Annotated in this window: 21 protein-coding genes and 1 pseudogene; 17 read left to right on the top strand and 5 right to left on the bottom strand. The window is 61.1% G+C overall.

Annotation, left to right across the window (positions count from 1 at the left end):
- Nucleotides 1-57: 57 nt before the first annotated feature.
- From VL202_RS06225 to dnaQ, 4 genes are read left to right on the top strand one after another with little or no spacing between them, the layout of a single operon-like run.
- Nucleotides 58-657 (top strand): Maf-like protein, encoded by a 600-nt coding sequence (locus VL202_RS06225; protein WP_325463273.1) that lies wholly within the window; start codon nucleotides 58-60, stop codon nucleotides 655-657.
- Nucleotides 650-1,510 carry a shikimate dehydrogenase gene (locus tag VL202_RS06220; RefSeq protein WP_325463272.1) on the top strand — a complete coding sequence of 287 codons (861 nt, stop codon included), beginning with the start codon at nucleotides 650-652 and terminating at the stop codon, nucleotides 1,508-1,510. The genes VL202_RS06225 and VL202_RS06220 overlap by 8 nt, the downstream gene beginning before the upstream one ends.
- On the top strand, nucleotides 1,507-2,100 hold the full coding sequence (coaE, locus tag VL202_RS06215) for a dephospho-CoA kinase (protein ID WP_325463271.1): 594 nt from the start codon (nucleotides 1,507-1,509) through the stop codon (nucleotides 2,098-2,100). Before VL202_RS06220 ends, coaE begins: the two co-directional genes overlap by 4 nt.
- Nucleotides 2,100-2,804, top strand: coding sequence for a DNA polymerase III subunit epsilon (gene dnaQ, locus VL202_RS06210; RefSeq protein ID WP_325463270.1), 705 nt, complete (start codon nucleotides 2,100-2,102; stop codon nucleotides 2,802-2,804). The genes coaE and dnaQ overlap by 1 nt, the downstream gene beginning before the upstream one ends.
- Nucleotides 2,805-2,856: 52 nt before the next feature.
- Here dnaQ and secB read toward each other — a convergent pair whose 3' ends face one another.
- Both secB and VL202_RS06200 read right to left on the bottom strand, forming a co-directional pair.
- A complete protein-coding gene (gene secB, locus VL202_RS06205; protein WP_325463269.1) occupies nucleotides 2,857-3,348 on the bottom strand; it encodes a protein-export chaperone SecB in 492 nt (163 codons plus the stop codon).
- A gap of 78 nt (nucleotides 3,349-3,426) precedes the next feature.
- A complete protein-coding gene (locus VL202_RS06200; protein WP_325463268.1) occupies nucleotides 3,427-3,945 on the bottom strand; it encodes an FxsA family protein in 519 nt (172 codons plus the stop codon).
- 139 nt (nucleotides 3,946-4,084) lie between these two features.
- Between VL202_RS06200 and VL202_RS06195 the strand changes: the two genes are divergently transcribed.
- The 5 genes and pseudogenes from VL202_RS06195 to gyrB all read left to right on the top strand — a co-directional run bounded on the left by VL202_RS06195 (nucleotide 4,085) and on the right by gyrB (nucleotide 9,443).
- The gene (locus tag VL202_RS06195) at nucleotides 4,085-4,783 is read left to right on the top strand and encodes a Tim44/TimA family putative adaptor protein (RefSeq protein ID WP_325463267.1); all 699 of its coding nucleotides are present in this window, start codon (nucleotides 4,085-4,087) and stop codon (nucleotides 4,781-4,783) included.
- 29 nt (nucleotides 4,784-4,812) lie between these two features.
- Nucleotides 4,813-5,922 (top strand): murein transglycosylase A, encoded by a 1,110-nt coding sequence (locus tag VL202_RS06190; protein ID WP_325463266.1) that lies wholly within the window; start codon nucleotides 4,813-4,815, stop codon nucleotides 5,920-5,922.
- Nucleotides 5,915-6,487, top strand: a complete 573-nt coding sequence (locus VL202_RS06185) for a Smr/MutS family protein (RefSeq protein ID WP_325463265.1) — start codon at nucleotides 5,915-5,917, stop codon at nucleotides 6,485-6,487. Before VL202_RS06190 ends, VL202_RS06185 begins: the two co-directional genes overlap by 8 nt.
- Nucleotides 6,484-6,858 (top strand): helix-turn-helix transcriptional regulator, encoded by a 375-nt coding sequence (locus tag VL202_RS06180; protein ID WP_325463264.1) that lies wholly within the window; start codon nucleotides 6,484-6,486, stop codon nucleotides 6,856-6,858. The genes VL202_RS06185 and VL202_RS06180 overlap by 4 nt, the downstream gene beginning before the upstream one ends.
- Before the next feature lie 150 nt (nucleotides 6,859-7,008).
- Nucleotides 7,009-9,443 (top strand): annotated as a pseudogene (gene gyrB, locus VL202_RS06175) (DNA topoisomerase (ATP-hydrolyzing) subunit B).
- Between the two features lie 108 nt (nucleotides 9,444-9,551).
- Here the strand turns inward: gyrB and VL202_RS06170 are convergent.
- Nucleotides 9,552-10,154, bottom strand: coding sequence for a nitroreductase family protein (locus VL202_RS06170; protein ID WP_325463263.1), 603 nt, complete (start codon nucleotides 10,152-10,154; stop codon nucleotides 9,552-9,554).
- Nucleotides 10,155-10,417: 263 nt separating this feature from the next.
- Here VL202_RS06170 and gabD point away from each other — a divergent pair, with 263 nt between their 5' ends.
- Together gabD and hpaI are read left to right on the top strand one after the other, a co-directional pair.
- Nucleotides 10,418-11,872: an NADP-dependent succinate-semialdehyde dehydrogenase gene (gene gabD / locus VL202_RS06165; RefSeq protein WP_325463284.1), complete on the top strand. Its 1,455-nt coding sequence runs from the start codon at nucleotides 10,418-10,420 to the stop codon at nucleotides 11,870-11,872.
- A gap of 336 nt (nucleotides 11,873-12,208) precedes the next feature.
- Nucleotides 12,209-13,012 carry a 4-hydroxy-2-oxoheptanedioate aldolase gene (gene hpaI, locus VL202_RS06160; protein WP_325463262.1) on the top strand — a complete coding sequence of 268 codons (804 nt, stop codon included), beginning with the start codon at nucleotides 12,209-12,211 and terminating at the stop codon, nucleotides 13,010-13,012.
- On the opposite strand, the gene VL202_RS06155 is transcribed toward hpaI, so the two are convergent.
- Both VL202_RS06155 and VL202_RS06150 read right to left on the bottom strand, forming a co-directional pair.
- Nucleotides 13,013-14,098, bottom strand: a complete 1,086-nt coding sequence (locus VL202_RS06155) for a mannitol dehydrogenase family protein (protein WP_325463261.1) — start codon at nucleotides 14,096-14,098, stop codon at nucleotides 13,013-13,015.
- 16 nt (nucleotides 14,099-14,114) lie between these two features.
- The gene (locus VL202_RS06150) at nucleotides 14,115-14,993 is read right to left on the bottom strand and encodes a GntR family transcriptional regulator (RefSeq protein ID WP_325463260.1); all 879 of its coding nucleotides are present in this window, start codon (nucleotides 14,991-14,993) and stop codon (nucleotides 14,115-14,117) included.
- A 268-nt stretch (nucleotides 14,994-15,261) separates the two neighbouring features.
- On the opposite strand from VL202_RS06150, the gene VL202_RS06145 reads away from it, so the two are divergent.
- The 6 genes from VL202_RS06145 to VL202_RS06120 all read left to right on the top strand — a co-directional run bounded on the left by VL202_RS06145 (nucleotide 15,262) and on the right by VL202_RS06120 (nucleotide 22,229).
- The gene (locus tag VL202_RS06145; protein ID WP_414692810.1) at nucleotides 15,262-16,767 is read left to right on the top strand and encodes a UxaA family hydrolase; all 1,506 of its coding nucleotides are present in this window, start codon (nucleotides 15,262-15,264) and stop codon (nucleotides 16,765-16,767) included.
- 30 nt (nucleotides 16,768-16,797) lie between these two features.
- Nucleotides 16,798-17,817: an aldo/keto reductase gene (locus VL202_RS06140; RefSeq protein WP_325463259.1), complete on the top strand. Its 1,020-nt coding sequence runs from the start codon at nucleotides 16,798-16,800 to the stop codon at nucleotides 17,815-17,817.
- A 32-nt stretch (nucleotides 17,818-17,849) separates the two neighbouring features.
- Nucleotides 17,850-18,299, top strand: coding sequence for an RbsD/FucU family protein (locus tag VL202_RS06135; protein WP_325463258.1), 450 nt, complete (start codon nucleotides 17,850-17,852; stop codon nucleotides 18,297-18,299).
- A gap of 237 nt (nucleotides 18,300-18,536) precedes the next feature.
- On the top strand, nucleotides 18,537-19,523 hold the full coding sequence (locus tag VL202_RS06130) for an ABC transporter substrate-binding protein (protein WP_325463257.1): 987 nt from the start codon (nucleotides 18,537-18,539) through the stop codon (nucleotides 19,521-19,523).
- A gap of 135 nt (nucleotides 19,524-19,658) precedes the next feature.
- A complete protein-coding gene (locus VL202_RS06125; protein WP_325463256.1) occupies nucleotides 19,659-21,212 on the top strand; it encodes a sugar ABC transporter ATP-binding protein in 1,554 nt (517 codons plus the stop codon).
- A gap of 42 nt (nucleotides 21,213-21,254) precedes the next feature.
- A complete protein-coding gene (locus tag VL202_RS06120) occupies nucleotides 21,255-22,229 on the top strand; it encodes an ABC transporter permease (RefSeq protein WP_325463255.1) in 975 nt (324 codons plus the stop codon).
- The last annotated feature ends 28 nt before the right edge of the window (nucleotides 22,230-22,257 follow it).

The raw sequence follows: 22,257 nt of genomic DNA, 5'->3' as shown, positions 1-22,257 counted from the left end.
GCTTCCATTTAGCAATGAAGCGCTCTAAGGCGAGTCAGACATCAGGATTTGAAGATTATGACAGGCTCCATCATTCTTGCTTCGGCGAGCCCGTTCCGTCGTATGCTTCTCGACAATGCCGGCATCCGCTATCAGGCGAAGGCTGCCGATATTGATGAGCGTGTGATCGAAGCCAAGGTCGAGGAACAGAAGCTGTCGCCGGAAGAGGTCGCGCTTGTCCTTGCTGAAGCCAAGGCGAAGAATGTCGGCCAGTCATTTCCCGGCCATATCGTCATCGGTTCGGATCAGACCATGTCGCTTGGGGCTCGCGTCTATCACAAACCGAGGGATATGGATGAGGCGCGCCGGCATCTGCTGTCGCTCTCGGGTGCGATCCACCAGCTGAACAGCGCCATCGCCCTGACCAGGGATAACGCCGTCATCTGGAAACACGTGTCGTCCGCGAAGATGTCGGTGCGACCACTGACCAGCGATTTCATCGACCGGCACCTCAGCCGTATCGGCGACAAGGCGCTGTCGAGTGTTGGGGCCTATCAGCTGGAGGGGGAGGGGATTCAATTGTTCGACGGGATCGAGGGGGATTACTTCACGATCATCGGTTTGCCGATGTTGCCGCTTCTTGCCAAGCTCCGGGAACTGGGAGAGATCGATGCGTGATTCACGTGAAACATTTGTTAACCATGCCTTCGTCACGGGCTATCCGGTCAAGCATTCGCGCTCGCCGCTGATCCATGGTTATTGGCTGAAGCAGCTCGGGATAGAGGGAAGTTACCGGGCGCAGGAAGTATCGCCGCAGGCGTTTTCCGATTTCATCGCCGCGCTTAGAGATGGCGCTTCGGGTTTCATCGGTGGCAATGTGACCATCCCGCATAAGGAAATGGCTTACGCGCTCGCCGATCGGCCGGATGAATTGAGCACCGAACTCGGCGCTGCCAACACACTCTGGGTCGAGGACGGGCAAGTCCACGCGACCAATACCGATGGTCACGGTTTCACGGCCAATCTCGATGAACGTGCGCCGGGATGGAATCAGTGTTCCACCGCCGTCGTGCTCGGCGCCGGCGGTGCGAGCCGGGCGATCATCCAGGCCGTACGGGATCGCGGCTTGGAAACTATCCATGTTGTCAATCGCACGACCGCGCGGGCGCAGGAACTTGCCGATCGGTTTGGTCCGGCCGTGCATGCGCAGCCGATGGAGGCGTTGGCGGAGGTGATGCAGGATGCCGGCCTGTTCATCAACACGACGTCGCTCGGCATGGACGGGACGGAGGTTCCACAGATAGACTTCACCCGGATGCGAACCGGCAGCATCGTGACGGATATCGTCTATGTACCCCTGAAGACACCGATGCTTCGACAAGCCGAAGAGCAGGGTTTCACGATCGTCGATGGCCTTGGCATGCTGTTGCATCAGGCGGCGCCCGGTTTTGAAAAGTGGTTCGGCCGCCGTCCGACCGTGGATGCGACCCTGCGGCAAATCATCATCGACGACATGGCCAGCCACGCATGATCGTTCTTGGTCTCACCGGATCGATCGGCATGGGCAAGTCCACCACGGCGGCGATGTTCGCCGAGCTTGGGGTTCCCGTGAACGATGCCGATGCGGTGGTGCATGCGCTCTACCGCGCCGATGCGGTGGCGCCGATCGAGGCGGCCTTTCCGGGAAGCACGAAGGATGGCGAGGTCGACAGGGCGGAACTGTCCCGCCAGCTTGCAGCCAATCCTTCTTTGTTCAAGACGCTCGAAGCCATCGTTCATCCGCTGGTGCGCGAAAAGGAGAGGGAATTTTTAGCCCATCATCGGGCCGCCGATGCACCGCTCGTGCTGCTCGATATTCCGTTGTTGTACGAAACAAAGGGGCAGGACCGCGTCGATGCAGTCGCCGTCGTCACCTGCGATGCGGAGATCCAGAGAGAGCGCGTGATGAAAAGACCGGGGATGACAGCGGAAAAAGTCGCGCTCATCCTGTCGCGCCAGGTTCCGGATGCTGAAAAACGGGCGAAAGCGGACTATGTCATCGATACCGGCCACGGATTTGATTCGGCCCGCGCCCAGGTGGCGGCGATCGTCCGGACATTGATACAGCAAAAGGGGTCATGATGCGCGAGATCATTTTCGATACGGAAACGACCGGCCTCGACAACAAGCAGGACCGCGTCATCGAAATCGGCGGCATCGAGCTTGACGATCACTTTCCGACCGGTCGCACCTTTCACGTCTACATCAATCCCGGCGATCGCCAGGTCCATCCTGATGCGCTGGCCGTCCACGGGATCACCGACGAATTCCTGAAGGACAAGCCGAGTTTTGCCGGAATCGTCGACGAACTCATCGGATTTTTCGCCGATGCCCGCTGGGTGGCGCACAACGCGACCTTCGACATGGGCTTCATCAATGCTGAATTCGCGCGGCTCGGACTGCCGCCGGTCACCAACGATATGGTCACGGATACCTTGGCGCTCGCCCGCCGCAAGCATCCGATGGGACCGAATTCGCTCGATGCGCTCTGCCGCCGTTATGGCGTCGACAATTCGCACCGCACCAAGCACGGCGCTCTTCTCGACTCCGAATTGCTGGCCGAAGTTTATATCGAGCTGATCGGCGGACGTCAGACGACGTTCGGTCTGCAGAGCGGCGACGGAGGGGGCCAGGCGGCGGACGCCGACGAGGTTATCGTCGTGGCCGGCCAGCGGCCGCATCCCCTGGCCTCGCGGCTGACCCAGCAGGAAAGCGATGCGCATGCGGCGCTCGTCGCCACGATGGGTGAAAAGGCCATCTGGGGAAAATACGCCTCGTCGAAATAAAAATGCCCGGTCGAGGACCGGGCATCAAAACGATCGCCAAAACAGAAAGGGATCAGTTCGTGTTCGCGGAAACCTGCGAACGAACCTTCTCTTCAGCCATGCGCTGCGTGAACATCTGGGCAAAATCGATCGGGTCGATCATCAACGGCGGGAAGCCGCCGTTGCGCGTCGCGTCGGAGACGATCTGACGGGCGAACGGGAAGAGCAGGCGCGGGCACTCGATGAAGAGCAGCGGCAGCATGTGTTCCTGCGGGAAGCCAGTGACGCGGAAGACGCCGCCATAGGCGAGTTCGACGTTGAACACGGTCTTGTCGCCATCCTTGGCTTCCGCGTTCAGCGTCAGGATGACGTCGAATTCCGCTTCCGACAGCGGATTGGCGTTGACGTTGACGTTGATATTGATCGCCGGAGCCTTGTCGCGCGCCTGAAGCGAACGCGGCGCACCCGGGTTTTCAAAGGAGAGGTCCTTGATGTACTGGGCCAGGATATTCAGGGACGGGCTTTCGGCGGCGCCGCCATTCGGTGTGGTTGCGGTATCGGTCATAAGGCCTTTTCCTTCGGACATGAATTGTTGAGGCCATCTAGCATTTCGCGGGAAGCCTTACAACCCGGCCACCCGCCGTCACTTCAACCGGTCGCGCTGGTTCGGATCGGTTTTTCCGCGGCCTTCGTTGCGCGAAAATTCGTCGTCGTCGAGATCGATGACCTGCGAGCCGGAAGAGCGACGCCATGCGCCCTGATCCGGTTGCGGTCCGCGCGAAAACGGGCGGGCGCCGGATGTGACGATCGTCAGCCGGCTCTTCACCAGCGACCATCCGAGATCACGGACCGCCGGGATGAAGAGCAAGAGGCCGAGCATATCGCTGATGAAACCGGGAATGATCAGCAGGAAGGCGGCGATCACGATCATGACGCCATGCACCAGCTGACGGCCGGGATCGGCACCGGTCTGTGACGCCTGCTGGATTTTCCTCAAGACGCCAAAACCCTGGATCCGCAGGAGCACCGCGCCGATCAGCGCGCTGGCCAGCACCAGCAAAAGCGTCTTGCCGACGCCGACCTCGCGGCCGACGAAAATGAAGGCGGCGATCTCCGCAAGCGGCATCAGCAGGAAAAGGATGGGTATGATCAAGGCGCGCATGGTTTCCATTCAGGGTGAAATAAGCAGGGCCCGATCAGGACCGGCAATTGCAAAGAAGTGATATAGCCATTTGAATGATCGTGCCATGCAGACTATATGGGATGATCGCACGGCATATTAACAGCGGTTCTGGGTGGAAATGGGCTCTTTCGACTTCGTCACATTGTTTTTCCTGGTCGCTGCGGTGATCATCTTCCTCCAACTGCGCAGCGTCCTGGGCAAAAGGACGGGCAACGAACGCCCGCCGGTCGATCCCTATACGCCGCGTGACGCGACGGATGGCCCCGAAGCATCCGGCAAGGTGGTGCAACTGCCACGCCGCGACGGAGCGGGCGAGGAGATTTCGCGCTACGCTGCGATCGATGCGTTCACCAAGGCCGGCACGCCGCTTAATGAGGGTCTGCGCCGCCTGGCGGACGCCGATCCGGGCTTCGATCCGAAGGAATTCGTCAACGGCGCCAAGGCGGCATACGAGATGATCGTCATGGCGTTCGCCGATGGTGATCGCAAGCGGCTGAAGGATCTCCTGTCGCGGGAAGTCTATGAAGGTTTCGATGCCGCCATTTCCGATCGTGAAGGCAAGGGCGAGCTCGTCAAGTCGACATTCGTCGGCATCGAGAAGGCGGATCTCGTCCATGTCGAGGTCAAGGACAGCGAAGCGAGCATCACGATCCGCATCGTCAGCCAGCTGATCTCGGCAACTTATGACAAGGCCGGCGCGATCGTCGATGGCGATGCTGAAGCCGTTTCCGAGGTCAACGATCTCTGGACCTTCTCCCGCGATACCCGCTCGCGCGATCCGAACTGGAAGCTGATCGCGACGGAATCGGAAAACTGATCGGACCACGGGGCACGGGACTGGCGGCGATGGATTTCGATTTGCAACGGGTCGATTTTTCCGACCTTCCCGGCTGGCATGCCGACGATCCATCCCCGCTTCTGTCCGCGATCGAGCGCTGTCGCCGGCAGGTTATTGAGGTCAAGCCGCACAAGACGGCTTCCCTCGGCATCTCCTCCGCCGACCTCTTGCCAGCCTATGAGGCGGCCCGCCATGTCGGTCAAAAGGATGCGGCTGGCGCGATTGCGTTTTTCGAAGAGCAGTTCGTTCCGTTCAAGATCATCCGCCATGACGGCAAGCCCGGTTTCGTCACGGCCTTCTTCGAGCCGGAAGTTTTCGTCAGCGCAACGAAGGACGAGATCTATCGCTTTCCCTTCTATCGCCGGCCGGACGATCTCATCGATATCGATGACACCAACCGGCCCGAGGGCATGGATCCCTATTTCGCCTTTGGCCGGATGACGGATGGTATCGTCGGCGAATATCCGGATCGCAAGGCGATCGAGCAGGGCCATCTTGCGGGGCGCGGACTGGAAATCGCCTATGCGAAATCCAAGACCGACGTCTTTTTCGCGCATGTGCAAGGTGCTGCACGCCTTGTCTTTCCCAATGGATCGATGACGCGGATCACCTATGCCGGCAAGACCGGACATTACTTTTCGGCAACCGGCCGGCTGTTGATCGATCGCGGCAAGATCGATGCGGCCACCGTTTCGATGCAGACCATCAAGCAATGGCTGGACGACCATCCGGACGAGGCTGATGAGGTGCTCTGGCACAACCGGTCTTTCATCTTCTTCCACGAGGCGGCCGTCGATGATACCGGGCTTGGCCCGGTGGCCGCCGCCAAGGTGGCGCTGGAGCCCGGCCGTTCGCTTGCCGTCGACCGTTTGATCCACACATTCGGCACGCCCTTCTTCATTTCGAGCGACAGCCTGACCTCGATCGAGGGCGGGCGGCCGTTCCGCCGGCTAATGCTGGCGCTCGATACGGGCTCGGCGATCGTCGGCCCGGCGCGCGGCGATATCTTTACAGGATCCGGCGACGAGGCCGGGCGGTTGGCCGGCGCCGTGCGCAACGATGCGGATTTTTTCATTTTCATTCCGAAGGCCGCAGCGGCAAGATATGGCCATGGCTAAGGGAAAGACGCTCAGCGGCGAGGACAGGATTCTCTGGGGCAAGGTCGCCCGCACCACGCGCCCGCTTCCCGGCCGCATGGAGGAGCTTGCTGACTTTGAGGAGCCGAAACCCGAGCCGGAAAAGCCGGTGCAGCCGATACCGTTGACGATGAACGAGATAAAGACGCTGGCAGAAGCCTTTGGCGCTGGTCCGCCGGAGCCTTTGAAGCGCCCCGCCCGCGTCCATCATCCGCTGGAAAAGCCGGTCAAGCGCAAGCTTGCCAAGGGACATCTGGCGATCGAGGCGCGGATCGACCTGCATGGCATGATCCAGAGCGAGGCGCATGGATTCCTGCTGCATTTCCTGATGCGGGCGCATGACCGCGGCCTCAGGCATGTGCTTGTCATCACCGGCAAGGGCACGTCGCTTGGCAGCGACGGCGCTTTGAAGCGGGCGGTGCCGATGTGGTTCGCACTGCCGGAATTCCGCATGCTGATTTCGTCCTACGAGCCGGCGGCGCGCAATCATGGCGGCGACGGCGCGCTCTATGTACGGCTCTCGAAGCCGAGGGGCATGCTGCCATGACGCCGTTCGGCGAGGCGATGCACCGGCTGCGGCGGCAGAGGGGCATTTCGCAGAAGCAGATGGCGGCCGCCATCGGCGTTTCTCCCGCCTATCTCTCGGCGCTCGAGCACGGCAAGCGCGGCGCGCCAAGCTTCGAATTCCTGCAGCGGGTGGCCGGTTACTTCAACGTGATCTGGGACGATGCCGACGAACTCTTCGGGCTTGCCGCCCTTTCCGATCCGAAGGCGGTGCTCGACACGTCCGGATTGTCGCCCGCCCATACGGCGTTTGCCAACCGGCTGGCCGGGCGAATTCGCGGCCTCTCCAGCGAAACTATCCGCCTTCTGGAAGAAGTTTTGGAAAAAGCCCGCTTTCCTGATAAGGAAGTGTGATGATCCCCTGATTTCTGCCGCTTTCGGGCGGCGCGGGATTTGGAACTATCGACAAAATCCCTATATTCGGGGAAGGCCATCAAGGTCTGATTCGCACGGAATCGGACCGCTCGAAACGTGGCACGAAAACCTGGAAAGACCAATATCCGAATGACCGATCTGCCTGAAACCGAAACCGGCGCGAATGCCGAATATGGCGCTGATTCCATCAAGGTTCTGAAGGGCCTCGATGCTGTCCGCAAGCGGCCGGGCATGTATATCGGCGACACCGACGACGGCTCCGGTCTGCACCACATGGTCTACGAGGTGGTGGACAACGCCATCGACGAAGCGCTTGCCGGTCATGCCGACATCGTTACCGTGACGCTCAATGCCGATGGTTCCGTTACCGTTACGGACAATGGCTGGGCATCCCGACCGATATCCATACGGGCGAGGGCATTTCGGCGGCCGAAGTCATCATGACCCAGCTTCATGCCGGCGGCAAGTTCGACCAGAATTCCTACAAGGTCTCCGGTGGCCTGCACGGCGTCGGCGTCTCGGTCGTCAATGCGCTCTCGGTCAAGCTGAAATTGAAGATCAAGCGCCAGGGCAAGATCCACGAAATCAACTTCACCCACGGCGTTGCCGACGCACCCTTGAAGGCTATTGGCGACAGCAATGGCGAGACCGGTACGGAAGTCACCTTCCTGCCGAGCAGCGAAACCTTCACCATGATCGAGTTCGACTACGGAACGCTGGAGCATCGCCTGCGCGAGCTCGCCTTCCTCAATTCGGGCGTGCGCATCCTGCTCACCGACAGGCGTCATTCCGATATCCGCGAAACAGAGATGATCTATGATGGTGGCCTCGAGGCCTTCGTCGCCTATCTCGACCGCGCCAAGAAACCGTTGGTGACCAAGCCTGTCGCCATTCGTGGTGAAAAGGATGGCATCACCGTCGAAGTCGCCATGTGGTGGAACGACAGCTATCACGAGAACGTGCTCTGCTTCACCAACAACATTCCGCAGCGCGACGGCGGCACGCACATGGCCGGCTTCCGGGGCGGCCTGACGCGCCAGATCATCTCCTATGGCGATAGTTCCGGCATTATGAAGAAGGAAAAGGTCACGCTCACCGGCGAGGATTGCCGCGAAGGCCTGACCGCCGTTCTGTCCGTCAAGGTTCCCGACCCGAAATTCTCGTCTCAGACCAAGGACAAGCTTGTGTCCTCCGAGGTTCGCCCCGTTGTCGAAAGCCTCGTCAACGAAGCGCTCAGCACCTGGCTTGAAGAACATCCGGGCGATGCGAAGATTCTCGTCGGCAAGGTGATCGAAGCCGCAGCCGCCCGCGAAGCAGCCCGCAAGGCCCGTGAACTGACGCGTCGCAAGGGCGCGCTTGATATCTCGTCTCTACCCGGCAAGCTTGCCGACTGCTCCGAGCGCGATCCGGCAAAATCCGAACTCTTCCTCGTCGAGGGTGACTCCGCTGGCGGTTCGGCCAAGCAGGGCCGTTCGCGCGAAAATCAGGCGATCCTGCCGCTCCGCGGCAAGATCCTCAACGTCGAACGCGCGCGCTTCGACAAGATGCTGTCGAGCCAGGAAATCGGCACGCTGATCACGGCACTCGGCACTTCGATCGGCAAGGACGAGTTCAATCTCAGCAAGCTGCGCTATCACAAGATCATCATCATGACCGATGCCGATGTCGACGGCGCCCATATTCGCACCCTGCTTTTGACCTTCTTCTTCCGCCAGATGCCGGAACTGATCGAGCAGGGCCACCTCTACATCGCCCAACCGCCACTCTACAAAGTGGCGCGCGGCAAGTCGGCCCAGTATCTGAAGGATGAAAAGGCGCTCGAGGACTACCTGATCTCGATGGGTCTCGAGGATGCGTCGCTGCAATTGGGGTCCGGCGAGGTGCGCGCCGGCCAGGATCTGCGCGAAGTCATTGTCGACGCGCTGCGCCTGCGCTCGCTGGTCGATGGCCTGCATTCGCGCTACAGCCGTTCGGTCGTCGAGCAGGCGGCAATCGCCGGTGCGCTCAATCCGGAGCTGAACAACAACCAGGCGCAGTCGGAAGCGACGGCCGCCGAGGTTGCCAAGCGGCTGGATCTGATCGCCGAGGAAACCGAACGCGGCTGGCATGTCGCGGTCGCCGACGACGGCGGCCTGAAATTCGAACGCATGGTGCGCGGCGTCAAGGAAGTCGCGTCGCTCGACATGGCGCTGATCGGCTCGCAGGACGCGCGCCATATCGACCAGATGGCACCGCGACTGAAGGAAATCTACGGCGTTCCGCCGATCCTGCGCCGCAAGGAAGGCGCGCTGGAAATCAGCGGCCCGCGATCGCTTCTCGACGCCATCTTCGCCAGCGGCCGTAAGGGCCTGTCGATGCAGCGCTATAAGGGGCTGGGCGAAATGAATGCCGAGCAGCTTTGGGAAACGACACTCGATCCGAACGTGCGGTCGCTGCTGCAGGTCAAGGTCAACGACGCAACCGATGCGGATGGATTGTTCTCGCGCCTGATGGGCGATGAGGTGGAACCGCGCCGCGACTTCATCCAGGAAAATGCGCTGAACGTCGCCAACCTCGATATCTGATCGGAAGGCATATCCGCGAAAACAGAATGGCGCCGAAAGGCGCCATTTGCATTTTGATGACTTTGTTTCACCGCCATCCCTGCCGAGGCTGAGCATGACGGAGGAATATCAATCAGCCTTGAACGTGCCGTTAAAGGCGAGTTCGGAGAGTGGCCGGCGTGGGCTTGGGGCTTCGCGGGCCTGCAGATAATCCGGCAGCTGAGCCTTGTCGCCGAGGCGGCCGATGGCAGCCGCGGCTTCGACGCGGTAGCCGTCGGGAAGGCCGAGGATTTCGGTGGCCTTGTCGAAGTGCAAGCCGGTCATGCCATGGGCCTGGAAGCCGAGCAACTGGGCCTGATGAGCGATTGCACCCCAGGCAGCACCGGTATCGAAGCTGTGGCTATGTGAGAGCTTGGCTTCATCGGAACCGGGTGCGACGAAATGCGTTTTCGAGATCATGATGACCAGCGCCGAGGCGGACTTTGCCCAACCCTGGTTGAACTCGACGAGGATCGGGAAGATCTTGTCCCATTCCGGCGTCTCGCGCAGCGCGTAAACAAAGCGCCAGGGCTGCGAGTTGAAGGCCGACGGCGCCCATCGACCGGCTTCGAGAGTGGTCAGGAGCTCGGTTTCGGAAATGGTTTCGGCGGTGAAAGCGCGTGGGGACCAACGGTTGAGGAAGTTTGGCTCGATCGGATAATCGGCCTGACGATGATTGCTGGCGGTTTTCATGACATGTTCCTGTCTTGGGAGATGGGACATCTAAGTTGCGTTGCCCGAAGGACGGACGAAGTCCGTATATAAAGATCGGTTATGCAATCACTAGGCCGCCTTTTGGAGATAGACCGTTTCTCAATGTGAACAAACAATAGAATTTTCGTGCGATTGGTTTCGAAGCGCCGATCGAAAGACGATTTCGGGTCATTGTAGAAAATGAAGAAACTTGTATAAGTTCTGTAGATTTTTCCCCAAGCAAAGGATTGCTGCCGATGACCGTGTCCCTGAAAGACCCTTCGCTGTTCCGCCAGGCCGCTCTGATCGGCGGCGAGTGGATCGAGGCCGATCCGAAAAACGCGATCGAGGTCAACAATCCCGCTACCGGCGAAATCATCGGCCTGGTGCCGAAGCTCGGTGCCGCTGAAACCAAGGCCGCCATCGAGGCGGCCCGGATCGCCCAGAAGAGCTGGGCCGCCCGTACGGCCAAGGATCGCTGCGCCGTGCTGCGCAAATGGTTCGAACTGATGATAGAGAACAAGGACGATCTCGGTCGCATCCTGACGCTGGAGCAGGGCAAGCCGCTGGCGGAAGCCACCGGCGAGATCGTCTATGGCGCGAGCTTCATCGATTGGTTCGCCGAGGAAGGCCGCCGCATCTATGGCGACATCATTCCCGGCCACCAGCCCGACAAGCGTATTCTGGTGATGAAGCAGCCGATCGGCGTCGTCGCGGCGATCACCCCATGGAATTTCCCCAACGCGATGATCACCCGCAAGGCCGGCCCGGCCTTTGCCGCCGGCTGCGCCATGGTGCTGAAGCCCGCATCGCAGACCCCCTATTCGGCCATCGCCATCGCCATCCTGGCGGAACGCGCCGGCCTGCCCAAGGGCCTGTTCAGCGTCATCACCGGCGCGGCGTCCGCCATCGGCGCCGAAATGACCTCCAACCCGACCGTGCGCAAGCTGACCTTCACCGGCTCGACCGAAATCGGCATGGAACTCTACAAGCAGAGCGCCCCGACTATCAAGAAGCTCGGCCTGGAACTCGGCGGCAACGCGCCGTTCATCGTCTTCGACGATGCGGATCTCGATGCCGCGGTCGAGGGCGCGCTGATCGCCAAGTATCGCAACAACGGCCAGACCTGCGTCTGCGCCAACCGCATCTATGTGCAGGACGGCGTCTATGACGCCTTCGCGGAAAAACTCGCAACCGCAGTCGGCAAGCTGAAGACCGGCAACGGCTTCGACGAAGGCGTCATTCTTGGGCCGCTGATCGACAAGGCGGCGCTTGCCAAGGTTAAGGAACATATCGCCGACGCTGTCGGCAAGGGCGCACGCGTCATCCAGGGCGGCAAGAATCATGCGCTCGGCGGCACCTTTTTCGAGGCCACGATCCTTGCCGATGTCACCAAGGACATGGCCGTCGCGCGGGAAGAAACATTCGGCCCGCTGGCACCGCTGTTCCGCTTCAAGGACGAGGCGGATGTCATCGAGCAATCCAACGATACCGAGTTTGGTCTTGCCTCCTATTTCTACGCCAAGGACCTGTCGCGCGTGTTCCGGGTTGCCGAAGCGCTGGAGTATGGCATGGTCGGCGTCAATACCGGCCTGATCTCGACGGCGGAAGCGCCGTTTGGCGGCGTCAAGCTTTCAGGCCTCGGCCGCGAGGGCTCGAAATACGGCATCGAGGAATTCGTCGAGGTCAAATATGTCTGCCTCGGCGGCATTGCCTGATCGCGGATTTCGGTAATGTAAACAGGGCTGGCGGAAGGAATCCGCCGGCTTTTTGTGTGGGAGGTTGGTGGATGGCGGGAACGTTTCCCCACTCTCCGTCATCCCGGACCTGTTCCGGAATCCAGCCGCGCTGCGTCCGCGGCGCAAATGACCCGCCTGATCGCCGCGCGCAGGAGTGACGGAGCCCGGGGTGCCCTTCGGCAACGGTATTCCACTACAGCCCTTGGAGCCCCCGCCCAGCAGGCCATAATTTGCGGGTCCGTCATGCCGGAAATCGCTTCACAGGCAGTCACCTGCCGTCTTAAGTACGGAGTGACGATGCAAGGAGAATGACCGATGCCAGCCCCGAAAAACACCTTCAAGGCCGCGATCCGCGAAGAGCAGTTCCAACTCGGCCTGTGGGTGGCGCTGGCGAGCGCCTATGCGGCCGAGGTTGTGTCGGGAAGCGGCTATGACTGGTTGCTGATCGATGGCGAGCATGGGCCGAACGATCTGCCGCTGCTGTCGGCGCAGATACAGGCCATTTCACGTTCGGGCAGCCATCCGATGGTGCGCCTGCCGGTCGGCGAGACCTGGATGATCAAGCAGGTGCTCGATACCGGCGCGCAGACGCTGCTGATCCCCATGGTCGAAAGCCTCGAACAGGCGCAGGCGCTGGTTCGCGCTGTCCGCTATCCCCCGCACGGCGTGCGCGGCGTTGGGGCGGCGCTCGGCCGCGCGTCGCGGTTCAGCCGGATCGGCGATTACCTGCAGACGGCGAATGACGAGATCTGCCTGATCGTTCAGATCGAAAGCCGTGCAGGCCTTGCGGCACTGGACGCAATCGCGGCGCTGGACGGGATCGACGGCCTGTTCATCGGCCCCTCCGATCTCGCGGCAGACATGGGGTATCTGGGCCAGCCGAATCATCCGGACGTAACGGCAGCGATCACCGATGCCTTCGCGCGGATCAGCAAGGCCGGAAAGGCGCGCGGCATCATGACGCTCGATCTTGCGCAAGCGCGGCTCTACCGCGACATGGGCGCGACCTTCATGGCGATCGGCACGGACGTGACCCTGCTGGTCAGCGCCACCGAGCGGCTGCGCGAGGATTTCCTTTCCAGCGGCGTCAGCGAGGCAAAACCCGTTGCCGGCTACTGATCAGCCGATCTTGCAGATCCCTAAGAGAATCGGCATCGGGACATCCGGGCTCCAGGTCTGAAAATCGGCGATGCGCCGAATGATCTTTTCGGCGTGATGATTGGCGATGTCGCGGATCCGATGTTCGAGGAACGGATTGCGGAACCGATCGAGCGTCAGCGCCATGTAGTTTGTCGCCTCGGTCCCGAGCCCCCTGGCGGCAAAACCCGGAATCACCTCGGTTTCATAAATCCGCATCAACCGCGACAGGATATCCGCGTCCTTCAAGATCGCCTTGACCGTCTCGTCCTGAGGCCGGCCGGTCTTCAGCCAGAGATCGGCGAGCACGGTATGGCCAAGATTGAGGATGTGGAGCTTCAGTTTCTCGTAGGGTGTGAGGTCGTCGACCAGAAGGACGGACGGATGCCTGCACGGCAGCGTCAATCCCGGCTGGTTTTCGATCGCCCAGAGCGCATAGGGTTCGGCCACCGCACCCGCCGGTTCCAGCGGCTCGGAGACGATCCGGTCGACCAGCGTATTTCCCCAGACGACCTGCGTCGAAAGCCAGTCCGCAAAGTCCGGGCTCCCGATCCTTTCCGCCTGCAGGTCGAGAATGACCTTTTTCAGCGCATCGCCGTTGCGGGCAACCAGTTCACAAGGGAGGATGGTGATCGGGCGGCCGTTGGCGTGAAAGCGGGCTTCAAGCAGGAGCAGCAGCTTGCCGGGAAAGGAGGCGGGCACCGGTGTCCCCATATCGCCATCACCGACGCTGTAGCCGGTGTCACCGGTGTTGGAGATCAGGATTTCGGCCTCTTCCGCAACGATCCGACGGACCTCGTCCCAGTCGCTGCCCGTGGACAGCGCGCGCCCAACGCTTGTGACCTGAACTGTCTCGTTGACCTCCGCGCCATTGTCGATGCCGCGCACGATGACCGGGAACCCGCCCGCCAAAGCTTTCAGCCGGCCCGCCCGCTCTGCGGAACCGGTTGTCTGGACGATGGTGATCCGACCCAGGGCCTCGCCCTTTTCGAGCGCTTCGCTGACGAAGAGATCGGCATGGGCCTGGAGAAAGCGGCTGGTTCCAAACTGGACGATGGGCGTAATCATGGGCAAAAGAATCCGGCTATTGAATGGATTGGAGCAAGGTTTCGCGGGCGGACTTCAGATGAGCCCGGCAGGCGATCTCGACGCGGACAGGATCGCGGGAGCGCAGGGCGACGATATAGTCCAGATGTTCTTCGAGCGCCCGGGCATTGCGTTCGCGCGCATTCGTCTTGTTCCACTGGTAGTGATAGTGGAAGACGATGGTGATGATGTCGTAGAAATCAACGATGAAGCGGTTGCTGGACGAGGTGTGGACCAGCAGATGGAAGCGCTCGTCGAGTTCGGAAAATTCCTTGTAGCGATTGTCGATGTCGGCGAGAATTTCATGATGCAGCGCCTCGATCCGGTCGAGATCGCTCCAGGCCGGGTGATCGGGCGAAAGCGCCACGAAGCTGGCGGCCGAGCGCAGTTCGAACATTTCGCGCACTTCCGTCAGTTCCAGCGCGAACTCGCGGGTGAAGCCCTTCAGGATCCAGTGGCTGTTCGGGCGCTTCTCGATCAGGCCGAAGCGGCTGAAACGGATGAGAAATTCGCGCACGCTGGTGGTGCCGGTGCCGATGTCGCGGGCCAGTTCCAGTTCGTTGATCTGCATGCCCGGCTCGGCGCCGCCGGCCAGAATCCGGCGCATGAAGCTGCGCTCGATGATGTCGGAGAGCGAATCTGTCTCGGCAACCGGGTAATAATCCTCAGGTCTCGGCTGGCGCAGTACCACCTTGGTCCGCTTGTCCCAGGCGATCAGCTGCAGCTCTTCCATGCGGGTCAGAATGGCGCGGATGGTGGTGCGGCTGACGCCGAGCGTTGTTCCGAGCTCCGGTTCGGACGGCAAGGTCGCGGTTTCCGCAAGCAGCTTGAGGCAGCGGTTGAAGGCGTCCTTGAAGACGGTATTCTGTTTCGCCATGGGTTTTGCCGACCGGTTCTGGAGTTCTGTCATCGAAGCGGAAATTGTGTCGCCGCTTCTCTAACCCGCCTGCCTGATCCTGTCCTTGGCTGAGTTTCGCTCTGTCATGGTTGTTTCGATCCCTGATTTATTTGCCGGATGCGTTGCGTCCTGCTGCGTCCGTCTCATCCGCATAATACCCATTGACGTTAATCTGTCTATTGTGGATAAAAGACAAAAGTGGATGATGACATTCATCCGGACAAAATCGTCACGGGAGATACCAAGGGTGACCGCACCTTCTTTCATCGTTCTGTCGCCGGACGACAATGTTGCCGTTGCTTCGCTTGCCATCGAGCCGGGCGGAGAATTGCCGGGCAGCGTCCACGCATCGGGCAAGATCGATCCGGGCCACAAGGTGGCCATTCATCCGATCCGCATCGGCGAGCCCGTCGTCAAGTACGGGCAGGCGATCGGCCGCGCAACGGTCGAGATCGCGCCCGGTGATCATGTCCACTCACACAATCTCGCCTTCGACCAGGACCGCCTGTCGGTCAGCGCGCCGGTTCCGCCGGAAGCCGCAAGCGCAGCCGACAAGGCCCGCACCTTCATGGGCTATCGCCGAGCCGACGGCCGGGCCGCAACGCGCAATTTCATCGGCATCATTGCCAGCGTCAACTGTTCCACCACCGTCTGTCGGGCTATCGCCGAAGAGGCCAACAAGGTCATCCTGCCGCGCTATGAGGGCATCGACGGCTTCGTGCCGATCGTGCACGACCAGGGCTGCGGAATGAGTTCGACCGGCGACGGCATGAAGAACCTGCACAGGACGCTGGCCGGCTATACCCGTCATGTCAATTTCGGCGGCGTGCTGATGGTCGGCCTCGGCTGCGAGGTCAATCAGCTGACTCTGTACGGCCAGAGCGGCGCCGGTGCCGGCAAGCGTCATTTCAACATCCAGGATGCCGGCGGCTCGCGCCGTGCGGTCGCCCGGGCGCTCGGCGTGCTCGAGGAAATCGCAGCCGAAGTCGGAACCGCCCGGCGCATTCCGATCCCGGTCAGCGAGATCATCGTCGGCCTGCAATGCGGCGGCTCGGACGGGCTGTCGGGCATCACTGCCAATCCGGCTCTCGGTGCCGCCGTCGACATTCTGGCCGGTGCCGGCGGCACGGCGATCCTGTCGGAAACCTCGGAAATCTATGGCGCCGAGCACCTGCTGCGCAGCCGAGCGGTCAATGACGGCGTGGCGGAGAAGCTGGACGGGCTGATTTCCTGGTGGGAGGAGTATGTGGCCATGCACGGCGCTTCGCTGGATAACAATCCATCGCCCGGCAACAAGCGTGGTGGCCTGACGACCATCCTGGAGAAATCGCTGGGGGCCGTCGCCAAGGGTGGCCGTTCGCCGCTGACGGCTGTTTATCACTATGCCGAGCGGGTGACGGAGCATGGCCTCGTGTTCATGGATACACCCGGCTACGATCCGGTTTCGGCGACGGGGCAGGTGGCCGGCGGCGCCAATGTGATCACGTTCACGACCGGCCGCGGCAGCTGTTTCGGTTCGCGTCCTTGCCCGTCGATCAAGCTGACCAGCAACACCGCGCTCTACAACGCGATGGAAGAGGACATGGACATCGATTGCGGCACGATTGCCAGCGGCGACGCGACGATCGCCGGCATGGGCCGCGAAATCTTCGACCTGATCATCGATACCGCATCCGGCAAGAAAACCAAGAGCGAACTGTTCGGCTACGGCGACAATGAATTCGTACCCTGGCACCTGGGCGCGACACTCTGACGGAAACCGTCGGAGCGGAGGAGACATATGATGCAGACCAGAAAGATCGGCCGGACGGATCTGTCCGTCACCGAATACAGTTTCGGCACCGCGCCGCTCGGCGGCATGTACCGAGCCTGCCCCCATGACGTCGCGATGGCGACGCTGGATGCGGCCTGGGAATCCGGCATCCGGTTCATCGATACGGCGCCCTGGTACGGCTTTGGGCTTGCCGAGCGGCGTGTCGGCGATTTCCTGCGGGAAAAGCCGAAGGGCAGTTATGTCCTGTCGACCAAGGTCGGTCGGCTGCAGCGTCCGGTTCCCGACGATCAGGTGCCCAGCCACGGTTTCGTCGATCCGCTGCCCTTCGAGACCGATTATGACTATTCCTATGATGGCATCATGCGGTCGGTGGATTTCAGCTATGCGCGGCTCGGCCTCAATCGCATCGACATCCTTTTCGTTCATGATATCGGCGTCTACACGCATGGCGCCGCACGCAACGCCGTCTATCTGCGGCAGCTGTTCGATGGCGGCCTGAAGGCTCTGGAAGAATTGAAATCCTCCGGCGCGATTTCCGCCTATGGGCTGGGCGTCAACGAGGTGCCCGTTTGCCTTGATGTGATGGCGCAGGCCGATCTTGACTGCATCCTGCTGGCCGGCCGTTACACGCTGCTCGATCGGACGGCGACCGCCGAACTCCTGCCGCTGTGCGAAAGGAAGAAAACCTCGCTGGTCGTTGGCGGCGTTTTCAATTCCGGCATCCTGGCCACGGGTCCCGTGGAAGGTTCACATTTCGATTATATGCCGGCGACGCCGGAGGTGCTGGACAAGGTGGCCGCCATGGAGGCGATCGCCACGTCGCAAGGCTTGCCGCTTGCCGCGCCCGCCATCCAGTTTCCGTTGCAGAACCCTGTTGTCGCATCCGTGCTGCTCGGAACTGCGAAACCGTCGAGCCTTCAGCGCAACATGGAACTGACCGAGCGCTCGTTGCAGCCGTCGGACTTTTCTGGCTATGAAGCGCATACGCTGGTGGCGCCGGAACTCGGAGAGGATGCCGTGCGCGTTTAGCCGGCTTTTCGATCAGAACAAGGAAGACGTGAATGCTGAAGGGAATACATCCATTGCTTGGGCCGGAGCTGCTGCACGCGATCCGCACCATGGGCCATGGGGACGAGATCGTCATTGCCGACGCCAATTTTCCGGCGAGCACGATGGGTCCGCCGGTCGTGCGGGCGGATGGTGTCGATGCGCTTGCCATCACCGAGGCGATCCTGGCGCATATGCCGCTTGATACCTTCGTCGATGAATCCGCCTGGCGCATGGAAGTCGTCGGTGACCCGACCGCGGTGCCGGACGTCTGCGTCAAGTTCCAGAGCCTCGTGAAAAAGCTCGCCGGCGACTTCAAGGTGGTGCCGATCGAACGCTATGCCTTCTACGAGCGCTCGCGCAAGGCGGCCTATATCGTCGCAACCACGGAATTCCGGCTCTACGGAAACATCATTCTGAAAAAGGGTGTCGTTCACCCGGAAGAACTTTATCGCGTGCGATAAGAGCGCGTAGAACCGGCCCGTGGAGTCCGGCCGGTTCGATTTTCTGATAAAAAACAATGACTTGGCATTGGGAGGAAATCAATGATCAAGGACACGGACAACGGCTTGCAATTTCGAAAATGCTGGGATAGCTTGCCCCTGTAAAATGTTTTTTATGGATAAAAGATCGAACTGTCCGCGTCTTGCTGTTCGGTTTGAGGAGAACTTAACAAGACGATGTTGGAGGAGAACAACACCATGACCCTTATGAAGCACATCCTGTCCCGCCGGGCATTCACCAGCCTTGCTGGCGCCGCCGTATTCGCAACCATGATGCCGATGACCTCGTTCGCTCAGGACGTCACCATCCCGATCATCGTCAAGGATACGACCTCGTTCTACTGGCAGATCGTTCTGGCCGGCGCCCGCGCCGCAGGCAAGGATCTCGGCGTCAACGTGCCGGAACTCGGCGCGCAGTCGGAATCCGACATCAACGGCCAGATCAGCATTCTTGAAAACGCCGTTGCCGGTGCTCCGGCCGCTGTCGTCATCTCGCCGACGGAGTTCAAGGCGCTCGGCAAGCCGATCGACGAAGCTGCCAAGTCCGTTCCGGTCATCGGCATCGACTCGGGCGCCGATTCCAAGGCGTTCACGTCCTTCCTGACCACCGACAACGTCCAGGGCGGCCGTATCGCTGCTGACGGCCTGGCTGCCGCCATCAAGGAAGCAACCGGCAAGGAAGAAGGCGAAATCGCCATCATCACCAGCCTGCCGGGCGTCGGTTCGCTCGACCAGCGTCATGAAGGCTTCGTCGAAGTCATCGCTGCGAAATATCCGGGCCTCAAGGTCGTTGCCGACAAGTATGCCGACGGCCAGGCAACCACCGGCCTCAACATGATGACCGACCTGATCACCGCCAACCCGAACCTCGTTGGCGTGTTCGCGTCCAACCTGATCATGGCGCAGGGCGTGGGCCAGGCGATCGCTGAAAACAAGCTCGGCGACAAGATCAAAGTCATCGGCTTCGACTCGGACGAAAAGACGGTCGGCTTCCTCAAGGAAGGCGTTCTCGCCGGCCTCGTCGTGCAGGATCCGTATCGCATGGGCTACGACGGCATCAAGACCGCGCTCGCCGCTTCCAAGAAGGAAAAGGTCGAGGCCAATGTCGACACCGGCGCAAACCTGGTGACCAAGGCCAACATGGCCGATCCGAAGATCGACGCTCTTCTGAACCCGAAGATCTGATGATCCCGACGGGCGGCGGATCGGTGCCTTTGAAGGGCTTCCGTTCCGCCGCCCGCCTCGCATAATCTGTTGTCGATCTGCCTCAGCCCGGCTTCACCGGATTGTGGTAGCTTCGGATCCGGGGAGGAGCCCGCCATGACAGGACTGTACGATGTCAGCCACCGGCATGAGGATGGCGCGGGCACGATTGCCAAGCATCCCGTTCCCAAGGGCCAGCCGATCCTGGAACTGCGTGGCCTGCAGAAGAAATACGGTGCCGTCGAGGCGCTGAAGCCGGCCAATATCACGTTTCTTTCCGGCGAAATCCACGCGATCGTCGGTGAAAACGGCGCCGGAAAGTCGACGCTGATCAAGCTCCTGACCGGGGTCATCCGCCGCACATCCGGGGACGTGTTCTGGTGCGGCAATGCGGTGCAACTGGCCAACCCCAACGAGGCGATCTCGCGCGGCATCAATGCCGTGCATCAGGAAGTCGTGCTCTGCCGGCATCTGACGGTCGCCGCAAACATGTTCCTCGGCGACGAGATGAACACGAACGGCCTGATGCGCAAGCGCGCCATGACCGATGCGGCGCAGGCTGTGCTCAACGATCTCGGCTTCAATCTTCCTGCCGCCGCGCTGCTCAGCGACCTGACGATCGGCCAGCAACAACTGGTGGCGACGGCGCGCGCGGCGATGCGCGGCACGCAGTTCCTGATTTTCGATGAGCCGACCGCCTATCTGACCCGCCAGGAATCGGCGCAGCTCTTCCGGCTCATTCGCCGGCTACAGGCGGAGGGCGTCACCATCGTCTATATCAGCCACCGCATGGAAGAGGTGTTCGAGCTCGCCGACCGTGTCTCGGTCCTGCGCGACGGCACCCATATCGGCACGCGCAATATCGCCGAGACCAACGATGCCGAACTGATTTCAATGATGATCAACCGGACGATCGAGCAGATCTACCACAAGGAAATCCTGCCGATCGGCGCGACTATCGTCGAGACGCGCGGCCTGTCGGGTCCCGGCTTCGAGGATATTTCGTTGTCGGTGCGGGCCGGCGAGATCGTCGGTCTCTACGGCCTGATCGGCGCCGGTCGCAGCGAATTTGCGCTCGGGCTCTACGGCCGCCAGCCGGTTTCGGCGGGGGAAATCCACTGGCAGGGACAGAAGGTCGATATCCGCAACGAGCGCATTGCCATGGATCTCGGCATCGCGCTGGCGCCGGAAAGCCGCCGCGACCAGGGACTCTGCCTCAACCTGCCGATCGGCCTCAACATCAACCTGCCGGTTTTCGACCGGCTGACCAGCGGCTTCACCATCAATCGCCGCCGCGAGATCGAGAATGCCGACCGGCAGATCAACGATCTGAAGATCAAGACGCCGACGCGCCGCGTTCTGGCGTCGGCCATGTCCGGCGGCAACCAGCAGAAGATCGTCATCGGAAAATGGCTGAGCCACGGCGCCAAGCTGTTCATCTTCGACGAGCCGACCGTCGGCGTCGATGTCGGCACAAAGGCGGAAATCTACCGGCTGTTTGCACGGTTGCTGGAACAGGGCGCCGGCATCATCCTGATCTCGTCCTATTTGCCCGAGGTCTACGAACTGTCCGACCGGCTGCATGTCTTTCGGCAGGGAAAGCTGGTGGCCAACCACACCTATCGCAGCGCATCGCACGAGGAAGTGCTGACGCAGGCGATCGGCGTCTGACATCGATAAAAGACCAATAAAGAAAATGCGTGGAGGAAGAACATGAGCGTAGAGACCACAACGGAAACCGCACCGGTGCCGAAAAGGGGCATGAATATCCTGTTCGGGCTCACCCTGCTCGGCCTGCTCCTGTTCCTCTGGCTGCTTCTCGGCCTCTCGACCAACGCGTTCTGGAGCTCGAACAATATCAGCAACCTTTTGCGGCAGGGGTCGATGACGGCGATCCTGGCGGTTGGCCAGACCTTCGTCATCATCACCGCCGGCATCGACCTGTCGGTTGGCGCGGTCGTCGGCTTTTCCAGCGTCACGGTTGCCTGGCTGCTGCAGCATGGTGTGCCGCTCTGGCCGGCCATGGGCATTACACTTCTGATCGGTGCCCTCATCGGTGCCTTCCATGCCTTCGGCATCGTCCGCATGGGCCTGCCGGCCTTCATCATCACGCTGGCGACACTGACCTCGCTGCGCGGCATCGGCCTTCTGATCACCAACGGCTCGACGATTTCCATCAACGATGAAAGTTTCACCAACTTCTCACGCGCCGATTTCCTCGGCATTCCCAGCCTGTTCTGGATGGTGCTTGTCGTTGCGGTGCCGGCCTATGTCTTCCTGCATCTGAGCCGCTGGGGCCGTTATCTGTTTGCCGTCGGATCCAACAGCGAAGCGGCGCGCCTGTCGGGCGTCAACGTCAACCGGACGATCTATCTCGCCTATATCCTGTCCTCGACCTGCGCGGCCTTCGTCGGACTGCTGCTCGCCTCGCGCATCGGCATCGGCAATGCGACCCAGGCGGAAGGCTGGGAGTTGCAGGCGATCGCATCGTCGGTCATCGGCGGCACCAGCCTGTTCGGCGCGGTCGGGTCGGTGCATGGCCCACTGCTTGGCGCGTTCATCCTCGCGACCATCAACAACGGCGCCAACCTGCTGAACGTCAACGCCTTCGTCCAGCGCATCATCACCGGTATGCTGATCATCGTGATTGTCTATTTCGACCAGTTGCGCCGCCGCGGCTCGCGCTGACGGTTCACACTATCCGGCCGGATGGCCG

This window comes from Pararhizobium sp. (assembly GCF_035497515.1).
Taxonomy (GTDB): Bacteria; Pseudomonadota; Alphaproteobacteria; order Rhizobiales; family Rhizobiaceae; genus Pararhizobium.
The sequence above is the reverse complement of the archived record's forward strand: the minus strand, read 5'-3'. Positions and strand labels throughout refer to the sequence as shown.

Coding starts and splice junctions, on each gene's coding strand:
- VL202_RS06225 (WP_325463273.1), top strand. CDS start 58: ATGACAGGCTCCATCATTCTTGCTTCGGCGAGCCCGTTCCGTCGTATG.
- VL202_RS06220 (WP_325463272.1), top strand. CDS start 650: ATGCGTGATTCACGTGAAACATTTGTTAACCATGCCTTCGTCACGGGC.
- coaE (WP_325463271.1), top strand. CDS start 1,507: ATGATCGTTCTTGGTCTCACCGGATCGATCGGCATGGGCAAGTCCACC.
- dnaQ (WP_325463270.1), top strand. CDS start 2,100: ATGCGCGAGATCATTTTCGATACGGAAACGACCGGCCTCGACAACAAG.
- secB (WP_325463269.1), bottom strand. CDS start 3,348: ATGACCGATACCGCAACCACACCGAATGGCGGCGCCGCCGAAAGCCCG.
- VL202_RS06200 (WP_325463268.1), bottom strand. CDS start 3,945: ATGCGCGCCTTGATCATACCCATCCTTTTCCTGCTGATGCCGCTTGCG.
- VL202_RS06195 (WP_325463267.1), top strand. CDS start 4,085: ATGGGCTCTTTCGACTTCGTCACATTGTTTTTCCTGGTCGCTGCGGTG.
- VL202_RS06190 (WP_325463266.1), top strand. CDS start 4,813: ATGGATTTCGATTTGCAACGGGTCGATTTTTCCGACCTTCCCGGCTGG.
- VL202_RS06185 (WP_325463265.1), top strand. CDS start 5,915: ATGGCTAAGGGAAAGACGCTCAGCGGCGAGGACAGGATTCTCTGGGGC.
- VL202_RS06180 (WP_325463264.1), top strand. CDS start 6,484: ATGACGCCGTTCGGCGAGGCGATGCACCGGCTGCGGCGGCAGAGGGGC.
- VL202_RS06170 (WP_325463263.1), bottom strand. CDS start 10,154: ATGAAAACCGCCAGCAATCATCGTCAGGCCGATTATCCGATCGAGCCA.
- hpaI (WP_325463262.1), top strand. CDS start 12,209: ATGCCAGCCCCGAAAAACACCTTCAAGGCCGCGATCCGCGAAGAGCAG.
- VL202_RS06155 (WP_325463261.1), bottom strand. CDS start 14,098: ATGATTACGCCCATCGTCCAGTTTGGAACCAGCCGCTTTCTCCAGGCC.
- VL202_RS06150 (WP_325463260.1), bottom strand. CDS start 14,993: ATGGCGAAACAGAATACCGTCTTCAAGGACGCCTTCAACCGCTGCCTC.
- VL202_RS06140 (WP_325463259.1), top strand. CDS start 16,798: ATGCAGACCAGAAAGATCGGCCGGACGGATCTGTCCGTCACCGAATAC.
- VL202_RS06135 (WP_325463258.1), top strand. CDS start 17,850: ATGCTGAAGGGAATACATCCATTGCTTGGGCCGGAGCTGCTGCACGCG.
- VL202_RS06130 (WP_325463257.1), top strand. CDS start 18,537: ATGACCCTTATGAAGCACATCCTGTCCCGCCGGGCATTCACCAGCCTT.
- VL202_RS06125 (WP_325463256.1), top strand. CDS start 19,659: ATGACAGGACTGTACGATGTCAGCCACCGGCATGAGGATGGCGCGGGC.
- VL202_RS06120 (WP_325463255.1), top strand. CDS start 21,255: ATGAGCGTAGAGACCACAACGGAAACCGCACCGGTGCCGAAAAGGGGC.